The sequence below is a fragment of the Streptomyces sp. NPDC002386 genome (assembly GCF_053593175.1).
In genome coordinates, this window is record NZ_JBSFBX010000017.1 from 72,019 (window position 1) to 86,987 (window position 14,969).

Annotated in this window: 12 protein-coding genes; 5 read left to right on the forward strand and 7 right to left on the reverse strand. The window is 73.5% G+C overall.

The window, feature by feature from the left end; translation table 11 throughout:
* Nucleotides 1-37 precede the first annotated feature (37 nt).
* Genes ACWCPN_RS29235 through ACWCPN_RS29245 form a run of 3 tightly spaced genes read right to left on the reverse strand, consistent with a single transcriptional unit; the run spans nt 38 to nt 3,893 of the window.
* Complete coding sequence (locus ACWCPN_RS29235) at nt 38-2,422, reverse strand: xanthine dehydrogenase family protein molybdopterin-binding subunit (RefSeq protein WP_451212003.1); 2,385 nt, start codon at nt 2,420-2,422, stop codon at nt 38-40.
* Between the two features lie 2 nt (nt 2,423-2,424).
* Nucleotides 2,425-3,000, reverse strand: a complete 576-nt coding sequence (locus tag ACWCPN_RS29240) for a (2Fe-2S)-binding protein (RefSeq protein WP_451212006.1) — start codon at nt 2,998-3,000, stop codon at nt 2,425-2,427.
* A complete protein-coding gene (locus tag ACWCPN_RS29245; RefSeq protein WP_451212009.1) occupies nt 3,000-3,893 on the reverse strand; it encodes an FAD binding domain-containing protein in 894 nt (297 codons plus the stop codon). The genes ACWCPN_RS29240 and ACWCPN_RS29245 overlap by 1 nt, the downstream gene beginning before the upstream one ends.
* A 344-nt stretch (nt 3,894-4,237) precedes the next feature.
* Between ACWCPN_RS29245 and ACWCPN_RS29250 the strand changes: the two genes are divergently transcribed.
* The 3 genes from ACWCPN_RS29250 to ACWCPN_RS29260 all read left to right on the forward strand — a co-directional run bounded on the left by ACWCPN_RS29250 (nt 4,238) and on the right by ACWCPN_RS29260 (nt 7,438).
* Nucleotides 4,238-5,911, forward strand: coding sequence for a PucR family transcriptional regulator (locus ACWCPN_RS29250; protein WP_451212012.1), 1,674 nt, complete (start codon nt 4,238-4,240; stop codon nt 5,909-5,911).
* A 166-nt stretch (nt 5,912-6,077) separates the two neighbouring features.
* On the forward strand, nt 6,078-6,845 hold the full coding sequence (locus ACWCPN_RS29255; RefSeq protein WP_451212015.1) for a hypothetical protein: 768 nt from the start codon (nt 6,078-6,080) through the stop codon (nt 6,843-6,845).
* A 71-nt stretch (nt 6,846-6,916) separates the two neighbouring features.
* Nucleotides 6,917-7,438: a DUF2231 domain-containing protein gene (locus ACWCPN_RS29260; RefSeq protein ID WP_199212559.1), complete on the forward strand. Its 522-nt coding sequence runs from the start codon at nt 6,917-6,919 to the stop codon at nt 7,436-7,438.
* 65 nt (nt 7,439-7,503) lie between these two features.
* On the opposite strand, the gene ACWCPN_RS29265 is transcribed toward ACWCPN_RS29260, so the two are convergent.
* Nucleotides 7,504-8,286: a GntR family transcriptional regulator gene (locus ACWCPN_RS29265; protein WP_451212018.1), complete on the reverse strand. Its 783-nt coding sequence runs from the start codon at nt 8,284-8,286 to the stop codon at nt 7,504-7,506.
* 165 nt (nt 8,287-8,451) lie between these two features.
* On the opposite strand from ACWCPN_RS29265, the gene ACWCPN_RS29270 reads away from it, so the two are divergent.
* Both ACWCPN_RS29270 and ACWCPN_RS29275 read left to right on the forward strand, forming a co-directional pair.
* Nucleotides 8,452-9,291: a (2Fe-2S)-binding protein gene (locus tag ACWCPN_RS29270; protein WP_451212021.1), complete on the forward strand. Its 840-nt coding sequence runs from the start codon at nt 8,452-8,454 to the stop codon at nt 9,289-9,291.
* Nucleotides 9,292-9,593: 302 nt separating this feature from the next.
* The gene (locus ACWCPN_RS29275) at nt 9,594-10,634 is read left to right on the forward strand and encodes a DUF2637 domain-containing protein (RefSeq protein ID WP_451212024.1); all 1,041 of its coding nucleotides are present in this window, start codon (nt 9,594-9,596) and stop codon (nt 10,632-10,634) included.
* A gap of 98 nt (nt 10,635-10,732) precedes the next feature.
* Here ACWCPN_RS29275 and ACWCPN_RS29280 read toward each other — a convergent pair whose 3' ends face one another.
* The 3 genes from ACWCPN_RS29280 to ACWCPN_RS29290 form a co-directional block, all read right to left on the reverse strand.
* Nucleotides 10,733-11,215: an ATP-binding protein gene (locus ACWCPN_RS29280; RefSeq protein WP_451212026.1), complete on the reverse strand. Its 483-nt coding sequence runs from the start codon at nt 11,213-11,215 to the stop codon at nt 10,733-10,735.
* A 297-nt stretch (nt 11,216-11,512) separates the two neighbouring features.
* Entirely contained in the window at nt 11,513-13,255 is a 1,743-nt protein-coding gene (locus ACWCPN_RS29285; RefSeq protein ID WP_451212029.1) for a pyruvate dehydrogenase, read from the reverse strand.
* A 68-nt stretch (nt 13,256-13,323) separates the two neighbouring features.
* Nucleotides 13,324-14,793 carry a protein phosphatase 2C domain-containing protein gene (locus ACWCPN_RS29290; protein WP_451212032.1) on the reverse strand — a complete coding sequence of 490 codons (1,470 nt, stop codon included), beginning with the start codon at nt 14,791-14,793 and terminating at the stop codon, nt 13,324-13,326.
* Between the last annotated feature and the right edge of the window lie 176 nt (nt 14,794-14,969).

The window sequence follows — 14,969 nt, forward strand, 5'->3', positions numbered from 1 at the left end:
GCGTCGCGGCGTCGCCGCGACGCGATGGCGGCCGTCTCTACGCGGTGCCCGTGAGGTGTTCCGGGCGGACCGGTGTGCGGTTCAGCTCCAGTCCGGTCGCGTTCCGGATCGCCGCGAGGACGGCCGGGGTGGACGACAGGGTCGGGGCTTCGCCGATGCCACGGAGCCCGTACGGGGCGTGGTCGTCGGCGAGTTCGAGCACGTCGACGGGGATGGTCGGCGTGTCGAGGATCGTGGGGATCAGGTAGTCCGTGAAGGAGGGGTTCCTGACCTTCGCCGTCTTGGGGTCGACGACGATCTCCTCCATCACCGCCACGCCCAGGCCCTGGGTGGTGCCACCCTGGATCTGGCCGACGACGGAGAGCGGGTTGAGCGCCTTTCCGACGTCCTGGGCGCAGGCCAGTTCGACGACCTTGACCAGGCCGAGTTCGGTGTCGACCTCGACGACGGCGCGGTGCGCGGCGAAGGAGTACTGGACGTGCCCGTTGCCCTGGCCGGTGCGCAGGTCGAAGGGCTCGGTCGGCCGGTGCCGCCACTCCGCCTCGATCTCCACGGCGTCGTCCTCCAGGACGTCGACCAGGTCGCCGAGGACCTCGCCCGCGTCCGTGACCACCTTGCCGCCCTCCAGCAGGAGTTCGGCGGTGGCCCAGGCCGGGTGGTAGGAGCCGAACTTGCGCCGCCCGATCTCCAGGACCTTCTCGCGGACCAGTTCGCAGGCGTTCTTCACGGCGCCGCCGGTGACGTACGTCTGCCGGGAGGCCGAGGTCGAACCGGCGCTGCCCACCTGGGTGTCGGCCGGGTGGATGGTGACCTGGCTGACGCCCAGCTCGGTACGGGCGATCTGCGCGTGGACGGTGACCCCGCCCTGGCCGACCTCCGCCATCGCGGTGTGCACGGTGGCCACCGGCTCGCCGGCGACGACCTCCATCCGGACGCGCGCGGTGGAGTAGTCGTCGAAGCCCTCGGAGAAGCCGACGTTCTTGATGCCGACCGCGTAGCCGATCCCGCGTACGACTCCCTCGCCGTGCGTGGTGTTGGACAGACCGCCGGGCAGCTGGCGTACGTCGGCGCCCTCGCTGGACTCCCACTGGCGCTCGGGCGGCAGCGGCATCGCCTTGACCCGGCGCAGCAGTTCGGCGACCGGGGCCGGGGAGTCGACGGGCTGCCCGGTGGGCAGGAGGGTGCCCTGTTCCATCGCGTTGAGCTGCCGGAACTCCACCGGGTCCATGCCGAGTTCCTCGGCCACCTTGTCCATCTGCGCCTCGTAGGCGAAGCACGCCTGGACCGCGCCGAAGCCGCGCATGGCGCCGCAGGGCGGGTTGTTGGTGTAGAGGGCGACGGCCTCGATGTCGACGTCGTCGACGACGTACGGCCCGACGCTGAGCGAGGAGGCGTTGCCGACGACGGCCGGGGAGGCGGAGGCGTAGGCGCCGCCGTCCAGCACGATCCGGCACTTCATGTGGGTGAGCTTGCCGTCGCGCGTGGCCCCGTGCTCGTAGTGCAGCTTGGCCGGGTGGCGGTGGACGTGCCCGAAGAAGGACTCGAACCGGTTGTAGACGATCTTCACCGGCTTGCCGGTGCGCAGCGCCAGCAGGCAGGCGTGGATCTGCATGGACAGGTCCTCGCGGCCGCCGAACGCGCCGCCGACGCCGGAGAGCGTCATCCGCACCTTGTCCTCGGGCAGACCGAGCACGGGCGCCATCTGGCGGAGGTCGGAGTGGAGCCACTGGGTGGCGATGTAGAGGTGGACGCCGCCGTCCTCCTCGGGCACCGCGAGGCCGGACTCGGGTCCGAGGAAGGCCTGGTCCTGCATGCCGAAGGTGTACTCGCCCCGGACGATGACGTCGGCCCGCTCGCGCGCCGCCGCCACGTCGCCGCGGACGATCGGCTGGCGGTGCACGATGTTCGGGTGCGGGACGTGGCCCACGTGGTGGTCGTCGCGGTTCTCGTGCAGGAGGATCGCGTCCGGTGCGGTCGCGGAGGCCTCGTCGGTGATGACCGGCAGTTCCCGGTACTCGACCTTGATCTTGGCCGCGGCGCGGCGGGCGGTCTCGGGGTGGTCGGCGGCGACGATGGCGACCGGCTCGCCGTGGTGGCGCACCTTGCCGTGGGCGAGGACGGGGGTGTCCTGGATCTCCAGGCCGTAGTTCCGCACGTCGGTGGGCAGGTCGTCGTAGGTCATGACCGCGTACACGCCGGGCAGGGCGAGGGCCTCGGCGGTGTCGATGGACACGATCTCGGCGTGCGCGACGGTGGAGCGCAGGATCTGGCCCCACAGCATGTCCTCGTGCCACATGTCGGACGAGTACGCGAACTCGCCGGTGACCTTCAGGGTGCCGTCCGGGCGGAGCGTGGACTCACCGACGCCGCCCCGGGTCCGGGAGCCCTGCGTGATCTTCGTAGGAGCGCCGTTCGTCGGCATCTTCAGACCCCCTCGGACTGGCGGGCGGCGGCCAGCCGGACCGCGTCCATGATCTTCTCGTAGCCGGTGCAGCGGCACAGGTTGCCGGACAGCGCCTCGCGGATGTCCGCGTCGGACGGGTTGGGGTTGTGCTCCAGCATCTCGTCGGCGGCGACCAGCAGGCCCGGGGTGCAGAAGCCGCACTGGACGGCGCCGGCGTCGATGAACGCCTGCTGCACGGGGCTGAGTCCGGCGCCCTCGCCGGTCTGCGAGTCGGTGCCCCCGGCCTGCCACCCCCTGGCCTCGTCGAGCGAGGTGCCGCACGCGCCGGAGTCGCCGCAGGAGCGCTGCCTGGCGTAGTCGGCGAGGCCCTCGACGGTCACCACCTCGCGACCCTCGGCCTGACCGGCGGCGACCAGGCAGGAACACACCGGCACGCCGTCGAGGCGCACGGTGCAGGAGCCGCACTCGCCCTGCTCGCAGGCGTTCTTGGAGCCGGGCAGGCCGAGGCGCTCGCGCAGCACGTACAGCAGGGACTCGCCCTCCCAGACGTCGTCGGCCTCCTGCGGGCGTCCGTTGACGGTGAAGTTGACGCGCATCACGCAGCTCCCTCGGTGGCGCGGCGGGCGCCGCGGTACGACTCCCAGGTCCAGGTGAGTGTCCGGCGGGCCATGACGCCGACCGCGTGCCGGCGGTAGCTCGCGGTGCCCCGGACGTCGTCGATCGGGTTGCAGGCGCCGGAGCACAGCTCCGCGAACCGCTTGGCGACCGACGGGGTGACGATCTTTCCGTTGTCCCAGAAGCCGCCCTCCTCCAGGGCCGCGTTCAGGAACTCCTCGGCGGCCTTGGCCCGGACCGGCGTCGGGGCGGCGGAGCCGATGCCGGTGCGCACGGTGCGGGTGGCGGGGTGCAGGGCGAGCCCGAAGGCGCACACGGCGATGACCATGGCGTTGCGGGTGCCGACCTTGGAGTACTGCTGCGGGCCGTCCGCCTTCTTGATGTGCACCGCGCGGATCAGCTCGTCGGGCTGGAGGGCGTTGCGCTTGACGCCGGTGTAGAAGGCGTCGATCGGGACGAGGCGGGTGCCGCGGGCCGCCGACTCCACCTCGACGTCCGCGCCGGCGGCGAGCAGGGCCGGATGGGCGTCACCGGCGGGCGAGGCCGTGCCGAGGTTGCCGCCGACGCCGCCGCGGTTGCGGATCTGCGGGGAGGCGACCGTGTGCGAGGCGAGCGCGAGGCCCGGCAGCTCGGCACGGAGATTTTCCATGATCTTCGTGTAGGGGACCGAGGCGCCGAGCCGGACGGTGTCCTCGCCGACCTCCCACTCGTAGAGGTCGCCGACGCGGTTCAGGTCGAGCAGGTACTCGGGCCGGCGGTGGTCGAAGTTGATCTCGACCATCACGTCGGTGCCACCCGCAATCGGCACAGCTGTGGGGTGCTCGGCCTTCGCGGCGAGCGCCTCCTCCCAGCTGGCGGGGCGAAGGAAGTCCATGACCGGCTCTCTTCTTCGTCTCGTGAGTCGTACGGATCGAGCCAATCCGGGTGCGGCGGTTCCGGCTCGTTCATGTGCTCTTTACGCGGAGTGGGCTCAGTACACCGCCCCGTACTCCGGCGGGGTCAGTCACCGAAACCATGAAGGAGTTGGCTGGCCACGACGGGCATCTTGTAGATTCGTATGAACGGAGGTCATCGGTAACCTCTCCGTTTTCCCCGGGAAACGCGGGTGCCGGCCCGACGGCTCCGCCGTGACGGCCCCGGGACCCGTGTTCCGGACCCGTCACGGGTCACCCACCAGGATTCATCGTAGATTTCGAGACACAGAACGGCGGCGACGAGATGCGGCTGCGCGCACTGCTGGACACCGATGCGCTGGGCCTGCGGCTGCTCGGCGGCGAGGACGAGCTGGACCGCTCCGTGCGCGGGGTCATGACCACCGACCTGCGCGATCCGAGCCGCTATCTGTCCGGTGGCGAGCTGGTGCTGACCGGCCTGGCCTGGCGCCGCGACGCCGGTGACTCCGAGCCGTTCGTGCGGATCCTGGTGCAGGCGGGGGTGGCGGCGCTGGCCGCCGGTGAGGCCGAGCTGGGCGACGTCCCCGACGACCTGGTGCTGGCCTGCGCCAAGCACCGGCTGCCGCTGTTCGCGGTGCACGAGTCGGTGGCGTTCGCGACGGTCACCGAGCACGTGGTGCGGCAGGTCTCCGGGGAACGGGCCGGTGATCTGGCGGCCGTGGTGGACCGGCACCGGCGGATGATGACCTCGGGCCCGGCGGGCGGCGGCCCCGACGTGGTCCTGGACCTGCTCGGCACCGACCTCGACCTGCGCGCCTGGGTGCTCTCCCCCACCGGCAGGCTGATCGCCGGCTCGAAGGTCGCCGGCCCGTCGCTGCCGCCCGAGACCTGCGCCCGCCTCGCCGCCGAGCACCTGGCCGCCACCCGCTCCGGCCGGCGCGGCCCGCACCGGGTGCCGCTGGACGGCAGCACCTTCTCCCTCTTCGCCGTCCGTTCCTCCGGGCGCTCCCCGCAGGCGGCCCGCGACATGCGCGAGACGGTCCTGTCGGACTGGCTCCTCGCGGTCGAGGCGGACGCCGGGGACTGGCCGGAGGAGCGTCTCGACCTGCTCCAGGGCGTCACCCAGCTGATCGCGGTCGAGCGCGACCGGCGGGACGCGGCGCGCACGGTGCGGCGCCGGCTCGCGCAGGAGGTGCTGGAGCTGGTGCAGACCGGCGCCGCGCCCGCCGAGATCGCCGCGCGGCTGCGGGTGGCCGCGCCGGTGCTGCTGCCCGGGCTCGGGGCGGCCCCGCACTGGCAGGTGGTCGTGGCCCGGGTCGAGTGGGACGGGGAGGCGGTGGAGGGCGGTCCGGTCGCCCAGTCGCTGCTGGAGGAGGTCCTGGTGGACCCGCTGGCCACCGGCCCCGAGCCGTCGGACCGGATCGCCGTCGCCCACACCGGGGACGAGGCGGTCGCCCTGGTGCCCCTCCCGGCGGTCTCCACCGACCAGGACGGCTCCGAGACCGGTCTGCTCGCCGAGGAGCTGCTGCGGGCGGTGCGGGAGCCGCTGTCGGCGGGCCTGTCCGACGACGGGCGGATCACCCTCGGTGTCAGCGCCGCCGTGCACTCGGCGGAGGGCCTGCGCGGCGCGCTGGAGGAGGCCCGGCACGCCCGCCGGGTCGCTGCGGCCCGCCCCGGCCGGGTCTGCGCGGCCGGCCACCAGGAGCTGGCCTCGCACGTGCTGCTGCTGCCGTTCGTCCCGGACGACGTCCGCCGGGCCTTCACGGCACGCCTGCTGGACCCGCTGACCGACTACGACCGCCGCCACCGCGCCGAGCTGATCCCGACCCTGGAGGCGTTCCTCGACTGCGACGGCTCCTGGACCCGCTGCGCCACCCGGCTCCACCTGCACGTCAACACACTGCGCTACCGGGTCGGGCGGATCGAGCAGTTGACGGGACGGGACCTGTCGCGCCTGGAGGACAAGCTGGACTTCTTCCTGGCGCTGCGGATGAGCTGAGGCGGCGGGGGCGTGACAGGGTCCGGCCAAGTCACGCCAAGGTCCCCCGACTTTGTGAATTCTTTCACCCATCCCCTTGGCCCAGCCCCATGATTGGTGCTGGAATGCCGCCACCACTCAACAGCTCGACGGCGTGCTCGGGGAGGGCAACGTGGCGTATTCCGCCATGTCTGGTAATGGAACGACCGCAGGTGACGATCCTCTCCAGACCGCGGTATGGCGGTTGCGCTCGCGGGCCTGCTGGGCCGACGCGGCGGCCATGCTGCCGGCGGACACCCCGGCCGCGACCCTGCAGCGGGCCGCCCTGCTGGTCGAGCGGTGCCTGTACACCGAGCGGGGCTGGGCGGAGGCGGAGGACGCGCTGCGCACGGCGGAGGCGCAGGCGCACACCGACGAGGAGCGCGGGGCGGCGGCCTGCGAACGCGGCCAACTCGCCTACGCGGCCACGCTGCACGGCGTACGGGACCGCGTGGACGAGGCGCGGGCGGCGCTCGGGCGGGCGGCCGCGCTGATCCCGCCGGGCGCCGTGGGGCGGGCGCTGCTGGACTTCCGGCGGGGACTGCTGGCGGAGAACCTGGCCCACGCACCGCAGGCGGCGCGCGCGGCCTACCGTCGCGCCCACGCGGGCGCCACGGCGCACACCGATCCGCTGCTGCTGTCCTTCACCTGGCGCCACCTCGCCGGACTCTCCCTGCGCGACGGGGAGTTGGCGGAGGCCCGGCACGGCTTCGCCGAGTCGCTGCGGATCCGCGAGGAGCTGGGCTACCTGGTGGGCACGGCTCCGGCGCTGGCCTCCCTGGCGGACGCGGAGTCGGAGCCGGAGGCCTCACGGCTGCGGGAGGAGGCCCGGCGGCTGTTCCGGCTGCTGGGCGGCGTCCCGACCTGGCTGGCCCGGCAGTTGGCCACGCCGGCGCCGGGTGCCGCGACCGCCTGAGGGCCGCCTCAGAGCCGACTGAGAGGTTGCTGTGCCAGTGTGACGCGCCCCGACCCCCTCAGGAGTGCTCGATGAGTCTGCTCAACGGCCTTCCGGCCCATGTCCTGCTGGTCCACCTGGTCGTCGTACTGATACCACTGACCGCGCTGGCCCTGGTGGCCGGCGCGGTGTGGCCGCGGGCCGCCCGGCGGCTGGGCGTGCTGCTGCCCTCGCTCGCCCTCGTCGCCCTGGTCAGCGTGCCGCTGACCACCCAGGCCGGCGAGTGGCTGGAGCGGCACGTCGACGACGACGCGCTGGTCCGGCGGCACACCGAGCTGGGCGACGGACTGCTGCCGTGGGCGCTGGGACTGTTCGTCCTGGCCGCGGTCGTGTGGTGGTCGGCCCGCGGTCCGAGGAGCGAGGGCCAGGAGGGGGGCGCGGCGCGGACCGCCCGGCTCACCGCGCTGCCGCTGCGGATCGTGGTCTCGGTGCTGTCCCTGGCGGTCGCGGCCGGAGCCGTGGTGGACGTGTACCGCATCGGCGACTCGGGCGCGAAGGCCGCCTGGCACGACGCCTACTCCAAGAGCGCGCACGGCGAGCGGGACGGTTCCTGACCCGTCTCCCGGGGCGGCCCGCTCCGCCCGCGGCCGGGCGGCACCCGTGAGGTGTCCGGCCGGCGTCAGGCGGCGCCCGCGAAGTGGTCGCCGACCAGGTCCCGCACCACGTCGAGGTCGCGGGCGATCAGCGCGTCCAGCAGTGCCGTGTGCTCGGCCGCGTCGGCCAGGAGGTCGGCGCGCCCGTGCCGGACCGGGCCGCCGGCGGCCGGCCACTGGGAGCGCCGGTGGAGGTCCTCCGCCATGCGCACGAGCTGCGCGTTGCCCGCGAGGGACAGCACCGCCCGGTGGAAGGCGCGGTCGGACTCCGCGTACGTCGCCGGGCAGCCGGAGGACGCGGCGCGCACCGTGTCCTCGGCCAGCGGCCGCAGCTCGGCCCAGCGCTCGGCGGACACCGTACGGGCCAGCCGCAGCATCACCGGCACCTCCAGCAGCGCCCGCACCTCGGCCAGCTCGGCCAGCTCCCGGGCGCCCCGCTCCATGACCCGGAAGCCGCGGTTGGGCACCACCTCGACGGCTCCCTCGAGGGTGAGCTGCTGCATGGCCTCGCGCACCGGTGTCGCCGACACCCCGAAGCGCTCGCCCAGGGCCGGCGCCGAGTAGACCTCCCCCGGCCTCAGCTCGCCCGCCACCAGGGCCGCCCGCAGCGCGTCCAGGATCTGCCCGCGCACCGAGGAACGCCGCACGGCCGTCCTGGGCCGCGGGATCGGGTGCTCGGCGTGGGTGTGCTCGCCCCGCGCGCCGGGCCGACCGGTGTCCCGCCCGCCGGCCGGCTCGGCCGCGCGCTCCCGCGCCGGGGCCCGGGCCTCGCCGAACGGGTCGGCGGAGCCCTGCACACCCTGCTTCACGGGGCCTCCTCCGGCTTGTCGGCACTTGGGGTCATTAACGGCGGGTTGTCACTTGTCCGTCAAGCACCATAGGCGTACGGGACGGCTGTTCAAATTTCCCGGGGTGCGAATAAGGTTAGGCTTACCTTCGCACCCAGCTCCCGATCAAGGTCCGGTGATCCCGCCATGCCCGCCACGGACTCGCCGTTCACCTCCGCGTACGCCCGCCTGACGGCCGTGTACCCGGGGCTGACGGTCACCGAGCCGGACCCGGCCCGGGCGCTGCCCGAGGGCGGCGGTTGGATCGCCGCCGCCCGGCTGGCCGAGGGCGGGGACGAGCTCGACGCCTTCCTCGCCTGGGACGAGGCGCAGGTACTGCGGGACTACGGCCGGCGGGCCCGCCCGGACGTCGTCGCGAGCTTCGGACTGCACCGCTACGCCTGGCCGGCCTGCCTGCTGATCACCGCCCCGTGGTTCCTGCGCCGCCGGGTACCCCGGCTGCCCGTGACGGCCGTCTCCTACGACCGCCCGGCCGGCCGCATGGCCGTCCGCCCGGCGTCCTTCGCCTGCCTGCCGGGCGATCCGGCGGCCGCGCTGCCCGGCGCGGTCGTCGTGCCGGACGAGGAGGCGCTGCGGGCCGAGGTGCGCGCGGCCGTCGCCGAGCACCTGGAGCCGGTGCTCGACGCCTTCGGGCCGCGGATGCGGCGGCGCGGGCGCGCCCTGTGGGGCATGGCGACCGACGAGATCGTGGAAGGCCTGTGGTACGTGGCCCACCTGCTCGGCGCGGACGAGGAGCGGCGGGCCGTGCGGGAGCTGGAGCTGCTGCTGCCGGGGGCGACCCGGCCGTACGCCGGCTCGGCGGCGTTCCGCGTGCTGACCGGGCCGGACGGCGAGCCGCTGGCCACCCGGGACCGGGCGAGCTGCTGCATGTTCTACACCGTGCGCCCCGAGGACACCTGCGCCACCTGCCCGCGCATCCGCGACAGCGCCCGGATCACCGAATTCAGCGCCAACACGGCTGCCTGAGCCTCCCTCAGGTTCGGACGGGCGCCCCGCGTCCCCTAAGATCATCGCGATCGGACCACCGGCCGCGGACAGACGTTTCACAACTCCCCCACCCGCATCGGGAACTTTCCGGGGAACCATCCGTACGGGTAGTCTTATTCGAACTCAACTCCCGCCCCTCACACGGCAGTTCGAGCAGATCGTCGCCTTGGGCATCCCCTTGCACCTCGTTGGCGGCCTCTTGCCCCGAAACCCTCTGAGGGCCGTCCGGAGTGGGCCACTATGGCGGGCGTTACGCCCTATCCCAATGCAAGGGACCCCTGATGAGACTGACCGACATATCGCTGAACTGGCTGCTTCCGGGCGCCGTGCTGCTCCTGGGCCTGCTGGCGGCGGTGGCGGTGCTCGCGCGCGGCAAGCGCTCCTCCGGGGAGAACGCGAATGCGGACGACTCGTGGGAGCGCAGCGAGGAGCGCCGCAGGCGCAAGGAGGCCGTCTACGGCACGGCCTCCTACGTGCTGCTCTTCTGCTGCGCGGCGGTCGCGGCCGCCCTCTCCTTCCACGGTCTGGTCGGCTTCGGTGAGCAGAACCTCGGGCTGACCGGCGGCTGGCAGTACCTGGTGCCGTTCGGCCTGGACGGCGCGGCGATGTTCTGCTCCGTCCTCGCGGTGCGCGAGGCCAGCCACGGTGACGCGGCCCTGGGCTCCCGGATACTGGTGTGGATGTTCGCCGCCGCCGCGGCCTGGTTCAACTGGGTGCACGCGCCGAGGGGGCTGGGTCACGCGGGCGCCCCGCACTTCTTCGCGGGCATGTCCCTGTCGGCGGCCGTGCTGTTCGACCGCGCGTTGAAGCAGACCCGCCGGGCGGCGCTGCGCGAGCAGGGCCTGGTGCCCCGCCCGCTGCCGCAGATCCGTATCGTCCGCTGGCTGCGGGCGCCGCGCGAGACCTACGGGGCGTGGTCCCTCATGCTCCTGGAGGGCGTGCGCAGCCTGGACGAGGCGGTCGAGGAGGTGCGCGACGACAAGCGGCAGAAGGAAGAGGCGCGCCGGCGCCGGCGTGACCAGCAGCGCGTCGAGCGCGCCCAGCTGCGTGCCATCAGCCGGGGCCAGCGGGGCTTCGGCGGACGCGGCGCACGGCAGGTGGAGGTGCAGGCGGTGGAGCGCGGCCCCGCGCCGGCGACCGCGGAGCCTGCCATATCGACGCCGGAACCGCTGCCCGCGCGCTCTCGGCCCTCCCTTCAGCCGGTCCGCAAGGGCACTGAGGCGATCACCGTCGACCTCACCGCGGAGGACGACACGATGGCCCTGCCGCGCCTGGACTCGCTGGAGCGCAAACTGAAGGATCTGGAGCAGCAGTTCGGATAGCACCGCACCGGGGACCGGGGACTGGGCTCAGTACGGGACGGGGGCGTGACCGCGCGGGTCACGCCCCCGTCCCGTGTCCGTCTCCCGGCCGGTCCGCCTCAGGCCGCCTCGGCGCCGAGTTCGAACCACACCGACTTGCCCACGCCGTGCGGCCGTACGCCCCAGGAGTCCGCGAGGGACTCCACCAGGACCAGCCCTCGGCCGTTGGTGTCCTCGCCCGTGTCCGGTGTCCGCGGCAGCGGCCTGCGGGCCACGAAGTCCCTGACTTCCACGCGCAGTCCGCCGGCCGAGACGACGGCGGTCAGCACGGCCTCCCGGTCGGTGTGCACGAGCGCGTTGGTGACGAGTTCGCTGGTGAGCAGTTCGGCTATCTCCGAGCGGCCCGGCCTGCCCCAGTGCCGCAGCAGTTCGCGCAGCTCCCGGCGCGCCTCGGGCACCGCCCTTAGGTCCGCCCGCCCCAGCCTGCGGCTGAGCCGCTGCTGGTGCCACTCGCGTTCGGTGATGGTGTCGGTCCGTTCCCCCACTTGAGCCGAGGAGGCCCCGATGGCTACGGGACCGCCCCCTCGTGCCTGCCTCTTCATGACCCCCGCCCGCACGTTTCCGGCCCTGCCCCTCCTGGTCGAACACGTTCACGGGGATCCATTCCCCATGCGCCTGCGGGCAGTCCTGGGGTCCGGCCGACGGCCGTGTGTTCGGCCACGGTTGCCCGCTCCTCGCGCACGGCCCCGGGCCCCGCCGCGATCCCGCTCGGCCCCGCAGGACCCCCGTACCGTGCCCCGGACGCCCCAGGACGGACAGACCGGGACGTGTGGCACCACTGGACGGCCCGCCGTCACGGGCGGTGAAAGTGGCCAAAAAGCACCGTCTTCGGGGGTGTCTCAGGGCCTGGGGACGTTGCGCAGATTGGAGCGGGCCATCTGGGCCATGCGCCCGACCCCGCCGTCCAGCACCATCTTCGAGGCGGAAAGCGCGAACCCGGTGACCATCTCGGCACTGATCTTCGGCGGGATGGACAGCGCGTTGGGATCGGTGACGATGTCCACCAGCGCCGGCCCCTTGTGCCGGAAGGCGTCCTTGAGTGCCCCGGCGAGCTGCTTGGGCTTCTCCACCCGCACCCCGTAGGCACCGCAGGCGCGGGCCACGGCGGCGAAGTCCGGGTTGGTGTTCGCGGTGCCGTACGAGGGCAGGCCCGCGACCAGCATCTCCAGTTCGACCATGCTGAGCGCGGAGTTGTTGAACAGTACGACCTTCACCGGCAGGTCGTACTGCACGAGAGTGAGGAAGTCACCCATCAGCATGGCGAACCCGCCGTCGCCTGACATGGAGACGACCTGCCGGCGGCGGTCGGTGAACTGGGCGCCGATCGCCATCGGCAGCGCGTTCGCCATGGAGCCGTGCGAGAAGGAACCGATGATCCGGCGGCGGCCGTTGGGCGAGATGTAGCGCGCGGCCCACACGTTGCACATTCCGGTGTCGACGGTGAACACCGCGTCGTCGGCGGCGACTTCGTCGAGCACGGCGGCCACGTACTCGGGGTGGATGGGCACGTGCTTTTCGACCTTGCGGGTGTAGGCCTTGACCACGCCCTCCAGCGCGTCGGCGTGCTTCTTCAGCATCCGGTCGAGGAAGCGCCGGTTGGTCTTCTCCTTCACCCGCGGGACGAGGCAGCGCAGCGTCTCGCGCACGTCGCCCCACACCGCGAGGTCGAGCCGGGAGCGCCGGCCGAGCACCTCGGGCCGCACGTCGACCTGGGCGATCTTCACGTCGTTCGGCAGGAAGGCGTTGTACGGGAAGTCGGTGCCGAGCAGGATCAGCAGGTCGCACTCGTGGGTGGCCTCGTAGGCGGCGCCGTAGCCGAGCAGCCCGCTCATGCCGACGTCGAACGGGTTGTCGTACTGGATGAACTCCTTTCCCCTGAGGGCGTGTCCGACCGGGGACTTGATCCTCTCGGCGAACCGCATCACCTCGGCGTGCGCGCCGGCCGTGCCGCTGCCACAGAAGAGGGTGACCTTGCCGGCCTCGTCGATCATGTCCACGAGCTTGTCGAGCTCCGCGTCGCCGGGCCTGATCGTGGGCCGGGAGGTGACGAGGGCGCTCTCGGCGGCGCGTTCCGGGGCGGGCTCGTCGGCGATGTCACCGGGCAGCGCGACCACGCTCACGCCGCTCTGCCCGACGGCGTGCTGGATGGCGGTCTGCAGCAGCCGGGGCATCTGCCTGGGGCTGGAGATCAGCTCGCTGTAGTGGCTGCACTCCTGGAAGAGCCGGTCCGGATGGGTCTCCTGGAAGTAGCCGAGGCCGATCTCGCTGGAGGGGATGTGCGAGGCCAGGGCGAGCACCGGGGCCATGGAACGGTGCGCGTCGTACAGGCCGTTGATGAGGTGCAGGTTTCCGGGGCCGCAGGAGCCGGCGCAGGCCGCGAGCCGGCCGGTGATCTGGGCCTCGGCGCCGGCCGCGAAGGCGGCGGTCTCCTCGTGGCGTACGTGGATCCAGTCCACGGCGGAGTGGCGGCGCACCGCGTCCACGACCGGGTTGAGGCTGTCTCCCACGACGCCGTAGAGGCGGCGCACACCGGCCCGGACGAGGATGTCGACGAACTGCTCGGCGACGTTCTGTTTGGCCATGGCTGTCGTCTGCCCCTTCGCTGTCCCGGGATACGCCCTCCCGGTCCATCAAGTCACAGGGGCGGCGGTTACGCCTCCCACACGGCCGCCGCCGTACGGTCGTCGGCGTAACCCTTCACCCGCACCTGGGCGTCCGCGAGGAACGCGGCGAGGCCGGGCGGGGTGGGGCCGGACCAGCGGCGGGCGAGGTAGGCGCAGAGCGCGGGCTCACCGCGCAGGGGTTCGGCGAGGCCGCCGGTCGCCATCACCAGCACATCACCCGGGCGGGCTACCGAGGCCCGGAAGCGGAAGGGTTCGCGGGGCGGTTCGGGGGCGGGTTCGAAGGGACTCGGCGGAACCGGGATGCCGAAGTCCATGGTGAGCCGGTCGCCCTCGGGGGTCTCGGCCGGGGCCGAGCCGAAGCCGACGACCGGTTCGCCCGTGGTGCCGCCGGACGGCACGCGGGGCTCTATGTCCTGCCACTCGCCGCCGCGCAGCCGGAACAGTCCTCCTTCGCCGGCACCGAAGAACACGCGGGTGCGGCAGCCGGGGTCGGCGGGCAGCAGCAGGCAGCGCAGGCCGGCGGTGCACTCCTCGGGGTCCAGGCCCCGATCGGCGGCGTCGGCCCGCAGTCTGCCGAGACTGCGGTCGGTCAGCCGCTGCAGGCCGGACTTGAGTTCGCCGCGCCGGGCGGCCCGGAGGTCCTCGACCAGCCGCCCGTGACTGCGGCCGACGGCCCGGCCGATCAGCCGGCACGCCTCCGCCGCCACCCGGTGCGCGCCGGGCGCCGTCCGGGCGCCGGTCGCCATGGCGACGAGTACCAGCGCCTGTTCGCCGGTGCCGAACCGCGCGGTCAGCAGCGCGTCCCGGCGCGGCTCGCCCCGGTACCGCGCCGAGTCCCCGCGCAGCGACACCGCACGCAGGGTGCAGGTGCCGTAGCGGGCCCCGTCCAGCGCGGTGTCGGCGACCTGCTCCGCCAGCTCGTCCGGATCGGCGAGGGGCAGCGCGGTGGGCTCGGGGTCGTAGGTGGGGGGCCCGGAACCGACGTGGTCGAGGGCGGAGGGCGGCGCGGGGACCGCTGAGGGCACGGAGGCGGGGGCGGCGTAGGGAGAACGCGGGGGCACCGAAGGCTCTGAGGCCGCGGCCGGGGCCGCCTTCGGCGGGACCGGGGGTGCACTGGGCGGGACCGGGGGTGCGCTGGGCGGGACCGGGGCTGCCTCCGGCGGAGTCGGGGCTGCACCCGACGGGACCGAGGCCGCACCCGGCGGGATCGGGGGTGCGTTGGGCGGGACCGAGGCCGCACCCGGCGGAGTCGGGGCTGCCTCCGGAGGGGGCGGGGCCACCTCCGGCGGGATTCGGGGTGCGCTGGACGGGGTCGGGGGCGCGCCGGAGGACTCGTTGCCGCCGGGCCGCTCCCGCACCGCGTCGCGCGCCGAGGTGTAGCGGTCGTCCAGGGAGTCGGGGGCCGGTGTGGGCCCCGTGTCCTCGGTGGAGTCGTCGTACAGCTGTCCCCACCAGTCGTCGTCATGACGGGCGGGCCTGCCCCCCTGCTGGCTCATGTCCCTGATTGTCCACCGCGGAGGCCGTATGGAAACGGGGCACGGGGAAATTCCGGCGTCCGCGTCCACGGTGGCGCGCCGCGGTGGAGGATGGCCCGAACTGCCGTACGAGGAAGGCGTGATGGCCGCCGAGCGGTCCCACCCCCCACGGGAGGACCGCCCGGCGACGTTCTGGG

Excerpts from the sequence above, each read along its gene's own strand:
- ACWCPN_RS29235 (WP_451212003.1), bottom strand. The coding sequence starts at position 2,422 with ATGCCGACGAACGGCGCTCCTACGAAGATCACGCAGGGCTCCCGGACC.
- ACWCPN_RS29240 (WP_451212006.1), bottom strand. The coding sequence starts at position 3,000 with ATGCGCGTCAACTTCACCGTCAACGGACGCCCGCAGGAGGCCGACGAC.
- ACWCPN_RS29245 (WP_451212009.1), bottom strand. The coding sequence starts at position 3,893 with ATGGACTTCCTTCGCCCCGCCAGCTGGGAGGAGGCGCTCGCCGCGAAG.
- ACWCPN_RS29250 (WP_451212012.1), top strand. The coding sequence starts at position 4,238 with ATGCGGCTGCGCGCACTGCTGGACACCGATGCGCTGGGCCTGCGGCTG.
- ACWCPN_RS29255 (WP_451212015.1), top strand. The coding sequence starts at position 6,078 with ATGTCTGGTAATGGAACGACCGCAGGTGACGATCCTCTCCAGACCGCG.
- ACWCPN_RS29260 (WP_199212559.1), top strand. The coding sequence starts at position 6,917 with ATGAGTCTGCTCAACGGCCTTCCGGCCCATGTCCTGCTGGTCCACCTG.
- ACWCPN_RS29270 (WP_451212021.1), top strand. The coding sequence starts at position 8,452 with ATGCCCGCCACGGACTCGCCGTTCACCTCCGCGTACGCCCGCCTGACG.
- ACWCPN_RS29275 (WP_451212024.1), top strand. The coding sequence starts at position 9,594 with ATGAGACTGACCGACATATCGCTGAACTGGCTGCTTCCGGGCGCCGTG.
- ACWCPN_RS29280 (WP_451212026.1), bottom strand. The coding sequence starts at position 11,215 with ATGAAGAGGCAGGCACGAGGGGGCGGTCCCGTAGCCATCGGGGCCTCC.
- ACWCPN_RS29285 (WP_451212029.1), bottom strand. The coding sequence starts at position 13,255 with ATGGCCAAACAGAACGTCGCCGAGCAGTTCGTCGACATCCTCGTCCGG.
- ACWCPN_RS29290 (WP_451212032.1), bottom strand. The coding sequence starts at position 14,793 with ATGAGCCAGCAGGGGGGCAGGCCCGCCCGTCATGACGACGACTGGTGG.